Genomic DNA, 18,639 nt, shown 5'->3' with positions numbered 1-18,639 from the left:
AAAAGATTTTTAAACTAGGTTGAGGTATCATACCTTATTGTATGGTAAATTAGTTCGTAGAGTTTGTATGACAAGTTACTTTTTTGTTACAGCTTTGTACATTAAAAAATGAGGTCCGACATCTGTAATTTCAAATTCAGAACCAATTGTTACATAGCCCATTTTTTCATAGAAACCAACCGCAGAAGTTCGGGCATTGAACCAAATTAATGCTGCGTTTTGCGACAAACAAAAATCTTCAGCTTTTTGTACTAAGGCTTCTCCAATTCCTTGTTTTTGATGTGAACTCAAAACCGCCATACCTCTTATTTGATATGACTTTTGTTTTGAAAAGTGATCATTTCCAATTTCAAATAATGAGATAACGCCAACAAGTGTTCCGTTTAAATAATACCCAAAATGATGTGTGGTAGGTAAATCATCACCGTTAAAATGACAAGTTTCAATAGGTTTTCCAAAGCGTAAAACTAAATGTCTAACGGGATAAGTGTCAAATGGGGCAATTTTTTGAATTGAATAGTTCATTTAGTTAAGCTCATTTTTTTACAAATTAAAGAGATAATAATTTCATACTAAAATATTTATGAATTTAGTTGAGGTCATTTAGTATTATTTCTACTATCGTACTTTATATTTTTTTGAAAAAAACTTGCATTGATGGAAAGTAATTATTTATATTTGCACCGTTGTAATGCGAAAGTAGCTCAGTTGGTAGAGCTCCAGCCTTCCAAGCTGGTTGTCGCGAGTTCGAGCCTCGTCTTTCGCTCTATAAAGCCTCAAATCTGATTTGAGGTTTTTTATTTACTGTTTTTATGCGAAAGTAGCTCAGTTGGTAGAGCTCCAGCCTTCCAAGCTGGTTGTCGCGAGTTCGAGCCTCGTCTTTCGCTCTTTAAGCCGAAACTTTTGTTTCGGCTTTTTTATTTTCTACATTCAAATGGATGAACCACATAGCAACATAGGTCCTTTTGGTAAACAAAAAGAAAAGATAGAAATAATCGTATTTTTCACATAGCTATGTGAATAGTGAAACGTCTATCTATATCTTTTAAAAGCTATCCTTTATATGTTTCTATGTTTCTTTGTGGTAAAAAGTTTGAAATTAATCTGTGAATCTGCGGTTAAATATTTGCCACGGATTGCACGGATAGAACAGATTTATTTTATATAGCTTAAATCGGAACCGCTTTCTAATTCCTCAGGCTCTTGTTTTTGTCTAAAAAGACGTGCTTTGAGATTGCCTTTCAATGTAATTGCTTCTCCTTTTATCTCTAGCCAACTTCCTTCACGTAATCCTAAAACAGGAATAGAATTGAATGAATGAAATTCCTTAATTCGATCTTCTCGGGTTTCTCCCATGTGATTGGAGGGCTTGTCATTATCGATATAATGCGGATTTAAATTAAAAGGAATCATTCCTAAAGTTTGAAAGCTTTGCGGATAAACGATAGGCATATCATTTGTAGTTTGCATTGTCAATCCTGCAATATTACTTCCAGCACTAGTTCCTAAATAAGGTGTGCCACTTTTTAGTTTTTGAGCTAAAACTTCCATGACTTTGTATTTGTACAATTGCGAAACCAATACAAAAGTATTTCCGCCACCAGTAAATATTCCTTCCGCTTTTTCTATTGCCTCTATCGGATTTTCAAACTGATGAATGCCTTTTACGGTTATATTTATTTTGGCGAAAGCCAAAGCTACTTTGGTGGTGTATTCCTCGTGAGTTATTCCTCCAGATCGAGCATAAGGAATAAATAAAACCGTTTTGCAGTCTTTAAAATGAAGTTCTAATTCAGGAAGTAAGTATTCTAAATAATCACCTTTATAAAGAGTAGAAGTACTTGCTAGGAGTAGGTTTTTCATTATTTTAATTTTATAAATGAGTGTAAAGATACCAATCCGCTTTTTTAATTAACAAATAATTACCAACTTCTTAGTGACGAATTTAAGTCGTATCTATTATTTTTGTTGGTATTGTTTTAAGCAGTACTTCTTCGTATGGTAAAATTTTTTTGTAGCATCTTTTTCTTTATTATTTCTCAATTGTATTCTCAGAACCAAGTTCCAAGAAGAATTGAAGGGAAAGTAGCTGCTGATTTTTCTAATTTAGAAGGGATTTATGTGGTAAACACTTCTTCGGAAAAAAGTACTACCACTAATAGTGAAGGTCATTTTTCAATTGAGGCCAAAGTAGGAGAGACCTTATTGCTTTCGGCAATGAATTTTAAAGAAGTGAAAATTGTATTGTCTGAATCAGATTTCAGTAAAAAATGGTTGGTTGTTAGTATGCAACCCATAGTGAATGAGTTAAATGAGGTTATTGTTGGCAGTTCTTCTATTTCTGCTGAGTCACTTGGAATCATTCCCTACGGACAAAAAAAGTACACCCCTGCTGAAAGAAAAATTTTTACTGCAACATCTGGATTTGGAATAGATCCGATTCTAAATCTTATTTCTGGAAGAACCAATATGCTTAAAAAAGAATTGGAGATAGAAAAAAAAGAAGGCTACTTAATTCAGCTTGAAAATTTATTTCAACCCGAATTTTATATTCATTCTATGCATATACCACAGCTACACGTCAAAGGGTTTTTATATTTTCTGGTTGAAAACCCTAAGTTTATTAGTATCTTGAAAACAAAAAACCGAACAGCTATTGAGTTTTCAATGAGTGAATTGGCTACAAAATACATCGAAATCATTACGCCTAAAAAAGAGAATTAAATTCCTTCTATTTTGTCATTCCGACACAAGGAGTAATCTCATTAGTTATTCCCGTTATTTGATTTCTCCTTGTGTCGAAATGACAAGACAAAAAGTAAAATATAAATCTTGCTAAAAAAAAGCTTTTAATTTTGTTAATTATAACAACGAGCCACGCGAAGGGATTAGCTTCGCTGAATTACATTTCGCGCGGTAGCGGGGGTTTTATCGAATAGTTCGTCTTTTAAAGACATCAAAATAGTTTTTTTTAAAATCTTCTTCAGCATTTAAATATAAACTGAAAAAAATCTGAATTTCTCTTTCTGGTGTATATCCCCTTTCTCTTTCAAAAGAATCTGAAACATTGCTTATCTCCTCGAAAACCTTAAAATATTTTCTTAGCCAATAATGAATCTTATCATAATAAACCGCTTCTTGAGAATCAATTCCATATCTTTCATCATATTTTTTAATTTCTGCTTGTTCACTATTTGCTCTTTCACATAGTTTCGTAATTAATTCTCTTTTGACTTTAAATAATTGTCTGGCATCGTCTTCATAATCGCTATAATACCTGTAATTTGGGGATCTTAATGAATGTCTAAAATCACCAACAACTTCAACATTATCTTTAATGTGAGTGAAAATTATGTTTTTTTCAGGTTCTAATAATTCAAATATCTTAAAACTATATGCATTTAATATTTCAAAATTCAAAAATTGATGAATCTCATAGAAATGTTCCAACTTAAAATCACTTCTATTTAATACTTTTGGCCAGTTCCATTTGTCTGAAAATTTCAAAAGAATTTCATTTGTTATTGTCAGATATTCGTTAGAACTAATAAAATCCCATGATAATTTTTCTGCAAATGTTTCTAAGTGTAGAGGGGTTAAAAATTTATTTGAACTGAATTGATGCCATTCTCCTTCTCGTGCATCACTTTCTTTTTCAGTCCAATAAGGCTTGACGTAACCTCCAACTTCCCATTCTGTTGCTTTTTCAAGTAGAGTATGAACACCTATAGGAATATGTTTGTATCTAGATATAGGAGCAGGTTTGTATGAATAACTACCACATCCTGTCCCCCAAGTAATATAATCTCTATATTCATGTATAAACTTTTCATCAACACCAACAATGGTAAATTGTAGCACTTTGTTTAAGTCAATTTTATTAATGTATGATTTTATAAGATCTAAATTCCATTTAACACCAGAATTAGAGCTTAAACTATCAAAATCCCAACGAATTGCATATTTTTTAATTATTAAATCATCAAGTGGAATAATTTGATTTTTAGATAGTTCTTTAAAATCTAAAAGCTTTTCAAAGGTTGAAATGATTTTATTTGACCAATCAACATTATTGCTTTTACTTAGAATTTGAAAATTGAGTAATTCTTTGAATTCTTGTATTGTTTCATTTGTCCATAATAGATTGCTTGAAACCTGTAAATACTTAAAAATATCTTTGTTAAGTTGTTCTTTATATTTTTTTAAATCTTCAAAACTAAATTCTAATGTTTTAGCCTCTACAACTTCTCTGATCCAATACGATGTTGGGAAATCTATTATCATTTTTAGACTCCACTTTATATTATTTATAACTGAGAATTTTTGTAACCAAAATATTTTTGTCGATTCCTCTTCAGATTTTGATAATACAAATTGTACTAATTTTTCGTCCCAAAACATAGGGGAATGAGAAATTATGCAGCCTAACCATATTTTATCCCAATACTTATTTAATAACCTTTCATCCCATATAATTTTTGGGTTTTTTGAAATTCGAAACCAATCTATTTTATTAAAGTGAGTATCAATTAGGTCTTCATGCCAAGGTGTATAATAATTATAACATAATGTTTCCCAATTAAATTCATTAGGATGAAGTTTAATATACTCCAAATCTACATCAGCTTTTTTTTCAATATATTCAGCATTGAAAAAAAAGTTATCTTCATTTTTATTTGGAATTTTATATTGGACATATAAAAAATCAAGTAAATCAAAATTTGTGCTTAGTGCATTTATTATGTTTTCCATTATGTTTCGATTTATCCTTGGATTAACTGTGTTTATGTTAATGAATTTTATTTATAAATTACACTATTGACAAAATAAATATCGGCAATTTTCTCCTTGTAAAATGAAAAAAATAATTCTCTCCCATCTGGGAGATTTATTTTTGATTCATATTTTTTTTCAGATTTCATTATCAATTCTGCACAAAAGAAACCTTGAATTAGAAATTCGATAATTGATTTGGGATGATTAATTTCTTTATTTTCCTTTTTCGTTGAAAGAGGAATTCCTTTATATGTAAAGTGTTTAAATGAATGAAAAACTCCACCAGTGAATTCATTCTTTGATTCGTCATTTTTTAATTTATCTACTTGTCTAAATAATTCTATCCTTAAAACTTGAGAATTAACTCTTTCATCAACTAATTCCAAAATCCAGGCAAATTGTTCGGTTTTTAAAAAATTATAAAATTGATCAATTGTGCCCATATTTTCAATTTGATAAAGTGCTTGAAGCACTTTATTAACATCGTCCTTACCAAAATATTCAGGATATTTTTCGCATGCTTCAATAAGAACACTATTCAAAATTTGATAAAAAACGTTAGTACTAATAATGACAAATTTTCTTCCTGCATATTCTATTTCACTATAATGACTAATGTCAAAACCGCTTTTGGCAAACGATCTACTTTCGGACTTCATTAGAAGTATCGATTTATTGTTTATAAACTCTCTAATATTTGATTCTTCTTTTTGTGTCATTTTGATTATTTTGATAGAATAAATTAGAGTTATAATAAAAATATTTCAAGAACATATTCTATTTACGTAGTTTCTTTGCGTAACCAATAACTTATTTTTGTCCAAATAATATAACTCATAATTTGGCAAATAGATTAAAAAGGAGTAGTTTTATAGTAATGCTAAAATATAAAAAAATAGATTACAAATGGACATGGTAGTAAATTGGGTTAGGGAACTTTTTATAAAAAACAGTCTTTCAAATGGATCTTCTATCATTTCAAAAGAATTACTATTTTTGAAAGATGAAAAAAACAGTACTCCTTGCCTTTCTAAGTTTTTTACTATGCAGCTTTACGGCTTCTGAAATACATAAGTTTTATATGGCTATTTTTCAGGTCAACTATGCTCCTGAGAAAAAGATGCTTCAAGTGACGTCCAGAATTTTTATTGACGATTTAAATCAAGCTCTTGAAAAAAAATACGGTAAAAAAACCAATATAGGACATGAAAAAGAAGATGTTGAAGATATTGCAATACTCAAAAAATACTTTGCAGAGAATTTGTTTTTTAAAGTCAACGGTCAAACCAAACCTGTTCTTTTTTTAAGTAAGGAACAAGAAGGCGATTTGCTAATTTGTTATGGTCGTGTAGCTGATGTTGCGAAATTTAATTCGGTAGAAATCACCAATACAATCCTGACACATTGGAATTCAGATCAACAAAATATTTTGCATTTTAATGCATTTGGAGATAAAAAAACAGTACTTTTCACCTCCTCTAAAAAAACGGAGGTATTAAAATTTTAATTATTTTTATACGATTATATTTAAATTAACTATTTTCACAAGCTAAAAACTCCCCAAAATGAAAAAAATTGCACTTTTATTACTGTTTCCAGTAATTGCATTGGCTCAGGAGAAGCCTGCTACCGTAGCTCCAAAACAAACTGGAAGATACGACACCAATAAGTTCAGTCAGATGTACGATTTGTTGGCTACGCCAAACATGTATCGTTCGGCTTCAGGAGCGCCTGGACCAGCGTATTACCAACAACAAGCAGATTATAAGATTGATATTGAATTAGACGATAAAAATTCAAAATTAATGGGTTCTGAAACGGTAACCTACACTAATAATTCACCAGATACTTTAGAGTATTTATGGGTACAATTGGATCAAAACCAACAAGCAAAAACCTCTCAAACTCCATTGGCAGAAAGCCAAAGAATAGATCAGGTTCTACCTACTGAAAAATTTGCTTCGGATTATTTAAAGGAAAAACCAGATCGTGGATTTCATATTGAATATGTAAAAGACGTGAAAGGTGCACCATTATCGTATACGATTAATCAAACGATGATGCGAATCAATTTGCCTGTTCCAATGAAGCCAGGTACTAAATTTACTTTTTCTACTAAATGGTGGTACAACATCAATAATTATAGAAAAGAAGGCGGGCGTTCAGGCTACGAAGCTTTTGAAAAAGACGATAATAAAATTTATGTTATTGCACAGTTTTATCCAAGAATGGCTGTCTATAATGACGTAGAAGGATGGCAAAACATGCAATTCTGGGGAACTGGAGAGTTTGCATTGCCTTTTGGAAACTTTGATGTAAATATTACTGTTCCAGCAGATCACATTATTGAAGCTACGGGTGAATTAACGAACCGTGCAGAAGTATTTACACCTGAGCAGTTAAAAAGATATGAATTGGCTCAAAAAACCTTTGATAAGCCAGTTGTAATTGTAACTCAAGAAGAAGCAACTGCAGCTGAAAAAGGATTTTCAGACAAGAAAAAAACTTGGAAATTCAGTGCTAAAAATGTAAGAGATTTTGGAATTGCCTCTTCAAGAAAATTTATTTTCGATGCCATGGCGGTGAAATTAAGCACTAAAACAGTTATGGCAACTTCTGTGTATCCAAAAGAAGCAAATCCGCTATGGGGAGAAACTTCTACACGAACTGTAGCGCATACATTAAAAAGTTATTCATCTCATACATTTGATTATCCTTATCCAAAAGCAGTTTCGGTTTCAGCAGAAGATCAAGGGATGGAATATCCAATGATTTGTTGGAATTTCGGACGTCCTGACGAAAATGGTGTAACAAGTGAGCAAGTTAAAAACGGAATGATAGGTGTTATTATACATGAAGTAGGACATAACTTTTTTCCAATGATTGTGAATTCAGATGAGCGTCAATGGTCATGGATGGACGAAGGGTTGAACACGTTTATGCAATATATGGCAGAACAAGAAATGGGTACTAATTTCCCTTCAAGACGTGGTCCAGCTAAAAATATTGTTCCTTACATGAGTGGTGATCAAAAATTTTTGGAGCCAATTATGTCTAATTCTGAAACGATTTATCAATTTGGAAATAATGCTTACGGAAAACCAGCAACTGGATTGAATATTTTGAGAGAAACCATCATGGGACGTGAATTATTTGATCATGCTTTTAAAGTGTATGCTAACAGATGGAAATTCAAGCACCCAACTCCAGAAGACTTTTTTAGAACAATGGAAGACGCTTCAGCCGTTGATTTGGATTGGTTTGTAAGAGGTTGGTTTTACTCAACAGATTTCGTTGATATTGGTTTGGAAGATGTTAAACAATATTATGTTTCTGAAACTGCAACTTCTGATTTAAAAGATGTAAAAGTAAGACGAGGCCGTTTTGGTACTGAAAAAGGACCTTTTGTTTATTTAGTTTCTGGACAAAATACAGAGGTGAATCCAAAGGATAAGAAAGCTTTGAAAATTGAAGATGTTAAATTACTTTCTGATTATGTAGATCAAAATTTATCAGCTGAAGAGAAAGCAAATATGAAAGCACCTAAGTATTTTTACGAGGTAACTTTTAATAAACCAGGGGGAATGATAATGCCAATTTTAGTAGAATTGACTTACGAAGATGATACTAAAGAAAGCTTTAAATACCCAGCTCAGATTTGGAGAAAAAGTAATGATACAGCCCGTAAAGTATATGCTACTCAAAAGGCCGTTAAGAAAATTCAAATCGACCCAAAATTGGAAACAGCGGATATTGATGTTACCAATAATACTTGGCCTAAACAAGAAGAAAAATCTAAGTTTGAATAAAGAAAAAAATAAAGGCTCCAATTGGAGCCTTTATTTTTTTATGATATTTTTAAAATAGAAGGACCTGAAATTTGGTATATTTGTACTCAAGAAAAAATACAAAATTATGTTTGGAATAGGTGGAGGCGAATTAATTTTCATCATGTTTATTGTTCTAATGCTTTTCGGTTCTGATAAAGTGCCTGAAATAGCTAGAACAGTAGGTAAAACAATGGCCCAAATTAAGAACGCTACTAATGATATCAAATCTGAGATTCAAAAAGGAGCAGAGGCGAATGGTCTTGACAAACAATCGTTAGCTGATTTGACAGGGAATATTACTGCAGAAATTGACAAAGCAAAAGAAAATTTGCTAGGAGATACAAGTATAGTTACCGATTTTTCTAATTCAGTAAATTCGGAAATTAAACAAGTAGAAGAGGGGGTTGCGAGTGTTGAAAATGCAACAGCAGTTCCTGATTTGAGTCAAATTCCAGATATAGAAGGCCCAATTAAACGTCAGGGATAATGCTTGAGAAATTAATTCAGCTGGATGTTCAATTATTAGTTTTTTTGAACGGTTTAGGTTCCGCAACTTATGACGGACTTTGGCTTTTTATTACCAAGCAATCCAATTGGACTCCATTTTTTTTAGTGCTATTGTATTTGGTTTACAAAAAAATAGGGATAAAATCTACGCTTTATTTATTGTTGTTTGTTACACTTCTATTAGTTGTAACCGATCAAACAACCAATCTTTTTAAAGTTACTTTTCAACGTTTAAGACCCTGTAATAATCCGGAAATAAATTCCATTATCCGATTGGTCAAACCGAGTAATTCGTTCAGTTTCTTTTCAGGACATGCGGCTAATTCTTCGGCAACGATGACTTTCTTATTCTTGCTTCTAAAAAAGTATTATCGATTTGCTTTTCTTTTGTTTTTATTTCCTTTGATTTTTGCCTACAGCCGAATTTATTTAGGTTTACATTATCCTTTGGATATTGTAACTGGATATTTGTTTGGTTCCACTTTTGGTTTTGTAACCAACAAATTGTATCAAAAATACATTCTAAAGAATTCTCGAAACAGTTAATCCATCTCGAATAGGTAATAAAACCGTTTCTACTCTTGGGTCATTTTTAAGTAATTGATTGTATTCTAAAAGTACTTGAGTACTCAAATCGTTTTTTTGTAGCGGTTCCAAAACTTTGCCGCTCCACAACACATTATCTGATAAAATGATACCGCCTTTATTCATTTTTGGAACAATCATTTCAAAATAATTAATGTAGTTTTCTTTATCCGCATCAATAAAGACCAAATCGAATTTCATGTTAAGATTAGGGATAATATCAACGGCTTCACCCAAATGCTGGACAATTTGCTTTCCCCAAGTCGATTTATCAAAATGTTTACGCTGAAAATCAACTAATTCTTCTTTAATATCAATGGTGTGTAATTGTCCTTTGTCTTGCATCCCCTCGCACAAACACAAAGCCGAATAGCCGGTGTAGGTGCCAATTTCAAGAATGTTTACTGGTCGAATCAATTTAGACAACATACTCAAAACACGTCCCTGAAAATGTCCGCTCAGCATTCTGGGCAACAAAATTTTCTGATAGGTTTCTTTGTTCAAATCCGCTAAAAGTTGCGGTTCTTTTTCAGAATGTTGTTCGATATAATCTTCGAGTTCTTGAGAAATGAAGTGCATTGTATAGTTTTTTCAATTGGCGCAAAGTTATCAAATTATAGAATCCTACCCATGCATTTATTCGAATTGATGAAATAAATCAACAAATACTCCTTAAATTTGCACCATGCAAATCGAGAAAAAAGACATACGAGCCTTATCCAAAGAGCAATTGCGAGATTTTTTTGTTTCCAATGGGGACAAAGCCTTTCGTGGCAACCAAGTTTATGAATGGTTATGGAGCAAAGGCGCACATACTTTTGAAGATATGACCAATGTGGCTAAACCCACTCGACAGATGCTTGAAGATCATTTTGTTATCAATCATATCAAAGTGGACACGATGCAACGAAGTGAAGACGGAACGGTTAAAAATGCTGTTCGTTTGCATGATGGATTAATTGTAGAATCCGTTTTAATTCCTACTGAAACTCGGACTACGGCTTGTGTTTCCAGTCAGGTGGGTTGTAGTTTGGATTGTAATTTTTGTGCTACTGCTCGTTTAAAGCGAATGCGTAATTTGGAGCCAGGTGAAATCTATGACCAAGTGGTCGCTATTGATAGAGAAAGTCGTTTGTATTACAATCATCCCTTATCGAATATTGTTTTTATGGGTATGGGAGAGCCTTTAATGAACTATAATAATGTCATCAAAGCAATTGATATGATCACTTCGCCTGAAGGTTTAGGAATGTCTCCCAAACGAATTATGGTGTCAACATCGGGTGTGCCCAAAATGATTAAGAAATTAGCGGATGATGGTGTCAAATTCAAATTAGCAGTTTCTTTACACTCGGCAATTGATGAAATTCGTTCCCGAATTATGCCTTTCAGCGAAAATTTCCCTTTAGCAGATTTGCGTGAAGCCTTAGAATATTGGTATCGAAAAACCAAAAGTAAAATTTCTTATGAATATGTAGTTTGGAAAGGAATCAATGACGATAAAGCTTCGGTAGATGCCTTAGTTAAATTTTGCAAATATGTTCCTTGTAAGGTAAATTTAATTGAATACAATCCAATTGATGATGGCGAATTCCAGCAAGCCTCAGAAGAAGCTATCGCAGCTTACATAAAAGGATTAGAAGCGATTGGAGTAGTAGTTAAAGTAAGAAGAAGTCGCGGAAAAGATATCGATGCGGCTTGTGGACAATTGGCGAATAAATCCTAAATCATGATTATTAATTCCATTATTCAGACTGTAAAGATATAATCTTTAGTACCTTTGGAATCCATGAATATCACATCTCAAATAAAACAACCCATACTCAATGAAATGGAACTTTTTGAAAAAAAGTTCTTTGAATCGATGTCTTCTAATGTAGCGTTGTTAAATCGAATTACGTATTACATTGTCAATCGAAAAGGAAAACAAATGCGTCCGATGTTTGTGTTCTTGACGGCCAAAATGGTTTCTGATGGAATAGTAAATGAACGCACCTATCGAGGAGCTTCTGTAATTGAATTGATTCATACGGCGACTTTAGTTCATGACGATGTAGTAGATGATAGTAATCGTCGACGTGGATTTTTCTCATTAAATGCACTTTGGAAGAATAAAATTGCGGTATTAGTAGGCGATTATTTACTCTCAAAAGGATTATTGCTTTCAATTGATTATGGAGATTTTGATTTATTACGAATTATATCCGTAGCAGTTCGTGAAATGAGCGAAGGAGAATTACTCCAAATCGAAAAAGCACGAAGATTAGATATTACTGAAGCTGTTTATTACGAAATTATACGCAAGAAAACAGCAACCTTAATTGCATCTTGTTGTGCTTTGGGTGCGCAATCAGTTATAGAAGATGAAGTTCAGGTTAAGAATATGCACTTATTTGGAGAGCTGATTGGAATGGCATTTCAAATCAAAGATGATTTATTTGATTATACTGAAGATGCTATTGGGAAACCAACAGGAATTGATATTAAGGAACAGAAAATGACTTTACCCTTAATTCATGTTTTAAATAATTGTACTCCTAAAGAAAAAAGTTGGCTCATCAATTCCATAAAAAACCACAATAAGGACAAAAAACGAGTTAAAGAAGTGATTGCTTTTGTTAAGAATAATAATGGTTTGGCTTACGCCGAACAAAAAATGCTTCAATTCCAACAAGAAGCCTTACAACTGCTAGTTAATTACCCCGATTCTCCCTTTAAAGACGCTTTAATCTTAATGGTAAATTACGTCATAGAAAGAAAAATATAGTTTTCATAATTAGGATTCCATTTTAAGTCTATAAATAGCGTAATAATTTATAATTTATGACGGCTAATTATAAAAAATACTATAATTTTAAAATAAATGCGTATAATTTAAAATATTATTTTTAAATTCGTTTCGTGAAAATTTACAAAAGAAAAATAGTATTAATTGAAGATGATAAGGCTCTGGGAAATTCTATTTTAGAGTTGTTATTGTTCAATAATTTCGAAGTAACTTGGTTTGATGATAGCATCAAAGCATTGGATTATTTATCTCAAAATTTCCCAGATTTAATCATTAGTGATTTAATGATGCCTGGGATGAACGGCGAGGACTTATACCTAAATATAAGAAAGAATAAAAAATTCACCGTTGTTCCCTTTATAATTATTACTGCCAATATTGATGATGAAGTCAAATTACGCCAATTAGAACATGGGGTAAATGATTACATTATGAAACCATTTCAAATTAAAGAATTGATATTAAAAGTAAATAATGTTTTGGAGCTTAGAAAAAACATTGAAAAAAACTTTGGTATTGATCCGTTTTCAAAAGTCACAATAAAATTGTCCGAAAAGGATTTTCTAACTTCGCTCAACGAGGCTTTACTGAAAGACATTAAAGTTAGACCTAACTTAGATGAATTATCAAAAAACTTGTTTATTAGTAAGTCTACATTAGACAAGAGAATCCGAAAATTAACCAATAAAAATATAAGTCAATACATTCGTGAATTTAAAATTCAATACGCAATGAAATTAATTGACTTGGGCGAAAGAAACATACAGTTTTTAGTAGATCAGACAGGTTTTGGATCGTTTTCATATTTTTCAACAAGTTTTAAATCTTATTTAAATATTTCTCCAAGAGACTATATTAAATCCGTTCAATCTTCTCAAATAGAAGAATAATTTTTTTTCTTTTTTTAGTGTTTTATTTGCTGAATAATTCCTGGCTATTTATCTGGAAACAGAGGTGGTTTTTTACTTCAAAAATCGTAATTGATGCGGATATTAAATTATTGGTATTTTTTTTTAATTTATCAATTATATTGATTTTTTTCTAACAAAGTTGTTCTATCTTTGACTTAAGATTTGGGATCTTTCTTACCGGGCAGTCTGTTCAGAAAATTTATTGGGGGCAATGAATTTATGATTACAATTTAGTTAAAGCAGGCTGCTTCAGGTAAGATTCAACTTCACTTTATTCCCAGCTTTCATCATTTATTCCAAAACGTTGTATTAGTTTAAATATATTTCTCGACTATTTTTTTTAGTTCTTGAAACGAAAATGGTTTTTTAATATATTCTTTTGCGCCTAATTGTTTACCAATTAGCTCATCAGTTTCTTCTGTTTTAGCTGTTAATAGTATAACTGGTATGGAAGACTGTTTAGATGTTAAGTGAATTTTTAAAAAACCATAACCGTCAAGTCTAGGCATCATTACATCACATAGGATAAGATCGGGTTGATGTAAGGCAATTTTTTCTAAACCTTCTATTCCATCCTGCGCTTCAAATATTTCATAACCTATAAATGAGAATAATTCTACAAGTGCTTCTCTTAATTTAATTTCATCATCAATTATTACTATTTTCTTCATATCGCTCAACTTATAATTTTGGAAAATGTAAGCTAACTTGAGTTCCTTTACCTAGTTTACTTGTCACATTAATTGTTCCGGAGTTTCTCTCGGTAAATGTTTTAACTATGTAAAGTCCTAAGCCTGTTCCTTGGATCCCCTCCGTATTACTAGCTCTAAAAAAAGTATTGAATAATTTCGGAATATCTTTCTCTGGGATTCCAATTCCTTGGTCTATAATTTGAATTTCAATATACTCTTTATTTGAAAATAATGATAATGTTATATCTCCTGTTCCTTCAGAGTATTTGAACGCATTATTTAGTAAATTAAATAATGAATATTCCATTAAATTTTTATCGGCAAAAATGTTAAAGGTTTCGCCTACAAACTGTGTATTTACTTTTCTCCCTTTACTATGATTTGAATAGCTGGTTTCAATAACATCCAAACAAATTTGTTTCAAATCAAATTGTGTAGGATTAAAATTAGTTTTTCCAGCATCATCTTTAGAAATAGTCAAAACGGCATTCATCAGTTCTACAATACGATCGATTTCCTCTGTAATGGTGTTTATTCTTTTTTGAAGTTGAGGAGAATGAACAAAATTATGGCCTTCTATATACATTTCAATTAGTTCTGCGCTTGTTCTAATTGTAGTCATGGGGGTACGAAATTCATGCGATATTGTGGAAACCAAATTAGTTCTCAGCTCATTCAGCTCTCTTTCTTGAACTAATGCCTTTTCCATGGCATTTTGAACTTGCTTTTTCTGTGTAATATCTCTAGCGCTAGACTGAAAACTTACAGGCTCTCCATCTACAGTTACAATACTCGCTTTAATTTCAAACCAAACGTATTCATTGTTCTTATTTAAGAAACGAGCTTCAACATATGAATCGTCAGCTTTTACAATAAAGCTTTCAAAACGCTTTTGAAGTAACTCTAAATCGGTTGGGTGCACAAATTGCATCGGAGTTTGACCAATAAGTTCTTCAGGAGTATATCCCATCAGTTTCATTATTGATGGAGATACATATTCAAATGTGGTATCTAAATTATGCAGGCAAACCAAGTCAACCGTATTGTCTGCAAGCAAACGATACATATTTTTTGCTTCGTTTAGCTGAATATTTTTATTACGGTTATTTTCTTCAATTAACATTCTATTCTGTTCTTCAACCGTTTTTCTTTGAGTGATGTCTTGCATCGCTCCAATCATACGTATTGGAGTTCCATCTGAATTTCTAATTATGATAGCTTTATCACTAACATAAGCATATGAATTATCCGATTTTAAATAACGGTATTCATCATCCCACTTTAATGCAGTACTATTTAAAGTATCCTCATATTTTTTTAAATACCGCTCTCTATCATCAGGATGAACAAAATTTTCACAGGCTCCTGCCGTTATAACATTATTTTTAAAATGATGTCCAAAAAGGGCAGAGTAAGTTTCTCCAACGAAAATTTCATCGGTTAAAATGTTCCAATCCCACAAAGCATCAGAAGTCGCCTGACTAGCATAGCTAAAACGCTCATTACTTATTTTCAATGCAGCTTCAGCACTCTTTTGAGCGGTAATGTCTACACCAAAGCCCACCATCATTTCTAACAATCCAAATTTGTTGAATACTGGTGCGTACTTTCTAGTATAAAAAGCAGTACTTCCATCTTCTTTTTTTAATTCATCAATCCATTCAATTATTGAATTTGTTTTTGCAGCCGTTGTAAATCGATCTCTTCTTTCTTTTGCAAATAATGGGTCTCTTCCAGTATGTTTTGCATATTCAAAATCATCTTTACCAATAATAAATTTACGCAGTTCAGGGTTTTGAATGGCCGCAGGATTTACATACAAGTATTTATGATTGCTATCAAAAACGGCTACTTCAGTTGGTAGTCTATCTAATATTTTCTTATAAAATGCCTTTTGTTCCAATTCAAAATTTTGGATCTGCAAACGGAAAAAGGATCCTATTTGTTGGATTACATGATGAACAGTTTTTAATTGAATAGAGGTAAATTCTATTGGACGTAATCCATAAAAACAAAGATTAGCATGAAAATCCTCTACTTCAAACGCTATTTCAAATTGAGTTTTACTCGCGGAATCTTTACTATATTCTGTATTTTTTTCAAAATTAATTGTATCAGAAATCAATTGAATATCAGCAGTTGTAAAAGCGTTAGAGTTATCAACTTTAGCGATAACAGTTGTTGTTTTATTTTCGACATAATTGAAAATAACAACAGGTACTTCGCAAATTTCGGAGGCAAAAGTAAGTAGGTTTTGACATTCTTCTTGAAAATGGTCAGAGCTGACAATAGTTTTAATGGTTACACTATTTAAGGTCATAAGATTACGTTTTGGGTTTGAGTTGCAGTAGTAGATTGCAATTACGATTCGGGACGTGAGTGCAAAACACCATTATTGGTATAAAAATATAAGTTTATTGGGAAATAACTATTGAATTAGTCGTTTAATTTTTAAAGTCAATTTCTTTTTTATTTTTTTTACAGCTTAAATTCATTTTTAAATCATAAATAAATCGTGTTGAAACTTTGTATATTTGTGACTTTACTACAATTAAATGATTTCAAAAGCGACCATTGACACTGTTTATGAAACTGCTCGAGTTGAGGAGGTTATTGGCGATTTTGTACAATTAAAACGTGCCGGTAGTAATTTTAAAGGATTGAGTCCCTTTTCAGATGAACGCTCTCCTTCTTTTATGGTTTCACCAGTAAAACAAATTTGGAAAGATTTTAGTTCGGGCAAAGGAGGAAATGTAATTGCTTTTATTATGGAGCACGAACATTTTACCTATCCCGAAGCCATTCGGTATTTAGCTCGAAAATACAATATTGAAATTGAAGAAACGGAGCAAACTGACGAAGAAAAAGCCAATACTGATATCAAAGAAAGTATGTATCTGGTTTCGGAATTTGCTAAAAATTATTTTCACAATTCGTTACTTCATTCAGAAGAAGGAAAAGCAATAGGTCTTTCTTATTTTAAGGAAAGAGGATTTACGAATGAAACGATAACTAAATTTGCTTTAGGTTATTCGCCAGAAACTTGGGATGCTTTTACTAAAGAAGCACTTGGTAAAGGCTATAAATTAGAATTCTTAGAAAGTACAGGGCTAACTATTCCTAAAGAAGATAGGCCTTTTGATCGTTTTAAAGGAAGAGTTATGTTTCCTATCCAAAGTATGTCGGGAAGAATACTTGGTTTTGGAGGACGCATACTAACAAATGATAAAAAAGCAGCTAAATACCTCAATTCACCCGAGAGTGAAATTTATCATAAAAGCAAAGTATTGTATGGTATTTTTCAAGCGAAGCAATCCATTGCTAAATTAAACAATTGCTATTTAGTTGAAGGTTATACTGATGTAATACAGTTCAATCAAGCGGGCATAGAGAATGTCGTAGCTTCATCAGGAACGGCTTTAACACCAGATCAAATTCGTTTGATTAATCGTTTAACAAAAAACATTACTGTCCTTTTTGATGGAGATGCTGCTGGACTTCGGGCTTCTGTTAGAGGTATTGATTTGATTCTTGAAGAAGGGATGAACGTAAAAGTTTGTGCTTTCCCTGATGGAGAAGATCCGGATAGTTTTGCTAAAAAAACATCGTATGATGATTTAGTAGCTTACTTAGAAAATAATGCAAAAGATTTCATTCAATTCAAGGCTTCGCTTTTGATGAAGGATGCTCAAAATGATCCTATTAAGAAAGCCGATTTGATTCGGGATATGGTACAAAGTATCTCCAAAATTCCAGATCGTATTCAAAGAGAAATTTACATTCAGGAATGTTCCCGAATCATGGATATTTCTGAGCAGGTTTTATTAAGTACATTGGCTCAACTGGTTCAAAAAGACATTGCTGAAGTTGGAAAAAAACAAAAACAAGAGCAGAAAGCGTTTGACATTGTAAAAAATGAAACTCCAGTTCAAACTGAAAAGATTGATATTTTATATCATTTGGAACGAAAAATCATTGAGATTTTATTGTTGTACGGAAATAAAACGGAAGAGTTTGAAGATGTTCTTCTTAAAACCAATGATCTAGGCGAAGTAGAACAAATAGTAGAAAAGAAAGAATATAAAGTTTTCCAACGTATTTATTTAAGTTTACAAGAGGATGAAGTTGAACTTGCAAATCCTTTATTTAGAGGCTTGTTTAATGATTTAATTTCATATTATTTGCAGAATGAAAGTTTCGGAATTGAAAATTATCTAAAGCAACTACCAGATCAATTTGCTCAAGAAGTAACTGATATTTTGATGGATGACGAACGTCTTACCTTACACAAATGGGACGGTCAAAATATATTTGTAAAACAAAAAGCAGAAACAATCAGTCAACATACTTCAGAGATTATTATTTCTATGAGAGAATATTTAATCAACAAATTAATCCTTGATTTAATGCGAGAATTTGGCGAAAAGCCTGAGCCAGAACAAGAGGAATTAAAAATAATGATTAACGATTATAATAAATTAAAAGTGAATCTAACAGGAACTATTGGGAGAATTCGCTCTACTTATATTTAAAAAAAATGAAAGCTTAGG

16 protein-coding genes and 2 tRNA genes are annotated in these 18,639 nt (G+C 31.8%); 11 read left to right on the top strand and 7 right to left on the bottom strand.

From position 1 onward, the window contains the following. Positions 1-75: 75 nt before the first annotated feature. Positions 76-525, bottom strand: a complete 450-nt coding sequence (locus LPC20_RS00790) for a GNAT family N-acetyltransferase (protein WP_229325539.1) — start codon at positions 523-525, stop codon at positions 76-78. A 168-nt stretch (positions 526-693) separates the two neighbouring features. Between LPC20_RS00790 and LPC20_RS00785 the strand changes: the two genes are divergently transcribed. Both LPC20_RS00785 and LPC20_RS00780 read left to right on the top strand, forming a co-directional pair. Continuing rightward, positions 694-766 (top strand) — tRNA-Gly (locus LPC20_RS00785). Between the two features lie 48 nt (positions 767-814). Further along, positions 815-887 (top strand) — tRNA-Gly (locus LPC20_RS00780). Between the two features lie 268 nt (positions 888-1,155). On the opposite strand, the gene pepE is transcribed toward LPC20_RS00780, so the two are convergent. After that, a complete protein-coding gene (gene pepE, locus LPC20_RS00775; protein WP_229325537.1) occupies positions 1,156-1,863 on the bottom strand; it encodes a dipeptidase PepE in 708 nt (235 codons plus the stop codon). A gap of 135 nt (positions 1,864-1,998) precedes the next feature. Between pepE and LPC20_RS00770 the strand changes: the two genes are divergently transcribed. After that, positions 1,999-2,724: a carboxypeptidase-like regulatory domain-containing protein gene (locus tag LPC20_RS00770; RefSeq protein ID WP_229325536.1), complete on the top strand. Its 726-nt coding sequence runs from the start codon at positions 1,999-2,001 to the stop codon at positions 2,722-2,724. A gap of 204 nt (positions 2,725-2,928) precedes the next feature. Here LPC20_RS00770 and LPC20_RS00765 read toward each other — a convergent pair whose 3' ends face one another. Both LPC20_RS00765 and LPC20_RS00760 read right to left on the bottom strand, forming a co-directional pair. Beyond that, positions 2,929-4,752 (bottom strand): hypothetical protein, encoded by a 1,824-nt coding sequence (locus LPC20_RS00765; protein WP_229325534.1) that lies wholly within the window; start codon positions 4,750-4,752, stop codon positions 2,929-2,931. A gap of 47 nt (positions 4,753-4,799) precedes the next feature. Further along, a complete protein-coding gene (locus LPC20_RS00760) occupies positions 4,800-5,495 on the bottom strand; it encodes a hypothetical protein (RefSeq protein WP_229325532.1) in 696 nt (231 codons plus the stop codon). Between the two features lie 284 nt (positions 5,496-5,779). On the opposite strand from LPC20_RS00760, the gene LPC20_RS00755 reads away from it, so the two are divergent. The 4 genes from LPC20_RS00755 (at position 5,780) to LPC20_RS00740 (ending at position 9,659) form a co-directional block, all read left to right on the top strand. Then, positions 5,780-6,283, top strand: a complete 504-nt coding sequence (locus tag LPC20_RS00755; RefSeq protein ID WP_229325530.1) for a DUF6702 family protein — start codon at positions 5,780-5,782, stop codon at positions 6,281-6,283. A 58-nt stretch (positions 6,284-6,341) separates the two neighbouring features. Then, positions 6,342-8,585 carry a M1 family metallopeptidase gene (locus LPC20_RS00750; protein ID WP_229325528.1) on the top strand — a complete coding sequence of 748 codons (2,244 nt, stop codon included), beginning with the start codon at positions 6,342-6,344 and terminating at the stop codon, positions 8,583-8,585. A 106-nt stretch (positions 8,586-8,691) separates the two neighbouring features. After that, positions 8,692-9,093, top strand: a complete 402-nt coding sequence (locus tag LPC20_RS00745; RefSeq protein ID WP_229325526.1) for a twin-arginine translocase TatA/TatE family subunit — start codon at positions 8,692-8,694, stop codon at positions 9,091-9,093. Continuing rightward, positions 9,093-9,659 (top strand): phosphatase PAP2 family protein, encoded by a 567-nt coding sequence (locus LPC20_RS00740; RefSeq protein ID WP_229325524.1) that lies wholly within the window; start codon positions 9,093-9,095, stop codon positions 9,657-9,659. The genes LPC20_RS00745 and LPC20_RS00740 overlap by 1 nt, the downstream gene beginning before the upstream one ends. On the opposite strand, the gene LPC20_RS00735 is transcribed toward LPC20_RS00740, so the two are convergent. Further along, the gene (locus LPC20_RS00735; RefSeq protein ID WP_229325522.1) at positions 9,636-10,277 is read right to left on the bottom strand and encodes an O-methyltransferase; all 642 of its coding nucleotides are present in this window, start codon (positions 10,275-10,277) and stop codon (positions 9,636-9,638) included. The genes LPC20_RS00740 and LPC20_RS00735 overlap by 24 nt on opposite strands. A gap of 106 nt (positions 10,278-10,383) precedes the next feature. Here LPC20_RS00735 and rlmN point away from each other — a divergent pair, with 106 nt between their 5' ends. From rlmN to LPC20_RS00720, 3 genes are all read left to right on the top strand, one after another. After that, positions 10,384-11,424: a dual-specificity RNA methyltransferase RlmN gene (gene rlmN, locus LPC20_RS00730; protein ID WP_229325519.1), complete on the top strand. Its 1,041-nt coding sequence runs from the start codon at positions 10,384-10,386 to the stop codon at positions 11,422-11,424. Between the two features lie 63 nt (positions 11,425-11,487). After that, on the top strand, positions 11,488-12,465 hold the full coding sequence (locus tag LPC20_RS00725) for a polyprenyl synthetase family protein (protein WP_229325517.1): 978 nt from the start codon (positions 11,488-11,490) through the stop codon (positions 12,463-12,465). 134 nt (positions 12,466-12,599) lie between these two features. Next, complete coding sequence (locus LPC20_RS00720) at positions 12,600-13,376, top strand: response regulator transcription factor (RefSeq protein WP_229325515.1); 777 nt, start codon at positions 12,600-12,602, stop codon at positions 13,374-13,376. A gap of 335 nt (positions 13,377-13,711) precedes the next feature. Here the strand turns inward: LPC20_RS00720 and LPC20_RS00715 are convergent, their stop codons facing one another. Together LPC20_RS00715 and LPC20_RS00710 are read right to left on the bottom strand one after the other, a co-directional pair. Beyond that, complete coding sequence (locus LPC20_RS00715; protein ID WP_229325513.1) at positions 13,712-14,068, bottom strand: response regulator transcription factor; 357 nt, start codon at positions 14,066-14,068, stop codon at positions 13,712-13,714. A 10-nt stretch (positions 14,069-14,078) separates the two neighbouring features. Further along, positions 14,079-16,409, bottom strand: coding sequence for a PAS domain-containing sensor histidine kinase (locus LPC20_RS00710; RefSeq protein WP_229325511.1), 2,331 nt, complete (start codon positions 16,407-16,409; stop codon positions 14,079-14,081). A gap of 235 nt (positions 16,410-16,644) precedes the next feature. Here LPC20_RS00710 and dnaG point away from each other — a divergent pair, with 235 nt between their 5' ends. Continuing rightward, positions 16,645-18,621, top strand: coding sequence for a DNA primase (dnaG, locus tag LPC20_RS00705; protein ID WP_229325509.1), 1,977 nt, complete (start codon positions 16,645-16,647; stop codon positions 18,619-18,621). Positions 18,622-18,639: the final 18 nt, after the last annotated feature.

Origin of the sequence: Flavobacterium ammonificans, from assembly GCF_020886115.1 — a bacterium.
Classification (GTDB): domain Bacteria; phylum Bacteroidota; class Bacteroidia; order Flavobacteriales; family Flavobacteriaceae; genus Flavobacterium; species Flavobacterium ammonificans.
The sequence above is the reverse complement of the archived record's forward strand: the minus strand, read 5'-3'. Positions and strand labels throughout refer to the sequence as shown.

Coding starts and splice junctions, on each gene's coding strand:
- LPC20_RS00710 (WP_229325511.1), bottom strand. CDS start 16,409: ATGACCTTAAATAGTGTAACCATTAAAACTATTGTCAGCTCTGACCAT.
- LPC20_RS00765 (WP_229325534.1), bottom strand. CDS start 4,752: ATGGAAAACATAATAAATGCACTAAGCACAAATTTTGATTTACTTGAT.
- LPC20_RS00790 (WP_229325539.1), bottom strand. CDS start 525: ATGAACTATTCAATTCAAAAAATTGCCCCATTTGACACTTATCCCGTT.
- LPC20_RS00715 (WP_229325513.1), bottom strand. CDS start 14,068: ATGAAGAAAATAGTAATAATTGATGATGAAATTAAATTAAGAGAAGCA.
- LPC20_RS00750 (WP_229325528.1), top strand. CDS start 6,342: ATGAAAAAAATTGCACTTTTATTACTGTTTCCAGTAATTGCATTGGCT.
- rlmN (WP_229325519.1), top strand. CDS start 10,384: ATGCAAATCGAGAAAAAAGACATACGAGCCTTATCCAAAGAGCAATTG.
- pepE (WP_229325537.1), bottom strand. CDS start 1,863: ATGAAAAACCTACTCCTAGCAAGTACTTCTACTCTTTATAAAGGTGAT.
- LPC20_RS00740 (WP_229325524.1), top strand. CDS start 9,093: ATGCTTGAGAAATTAATTCAGCTGGATGTTCAATTATTAGTTTTTTTG.
- LPC20_RS00755 (WP_229325530.1), top strand. CDS start 5,780: ATGAAAAAAACAGTACTCCTTGCCTTTCTAAGTTTTTTACTATGCAGC.
- dnaG (WP_229325509.1), top strand. CDS start 16,645: ATGATTTCAAAAGCGACCATTGACACTGTTTATGAAACTGCTCGAGTT.
- LPC20_RS00735 (WP_229325522.1), bottom strand. CDS start 10,277: ATGCACTTCATTTCTCAAGAACTCGAAGATTATATCGAACAACATTCT.
- LPC20_RS00745 (WP_229325526.1), top strand. CDS start 8,692: ATGTTTGGAATAGGTGGAGGCGAATTAATTTTCATCATGTTTATTGTT.
- LPC20_RS00770 (WP_229325536.1), top strand. CDS start 1,999: ATGGTAAAATTTTTTTGTAGCATCTTTTTCTTTATTATTTCTCAATTG.
- LPC20_RS00725 (WP_229325517.1), top strand. CDS start 11,488: ATGAATATCACATCTCAAATAAAACAACCCATACTCAATGAAATGGAA.
- LPC20_RS00760 (WP_229325532.1), bottom strand. CDS start 5,495: ATGACACAAAAAGAAGAATCAAATATTAGAGAGTTTATAAACAATAAA.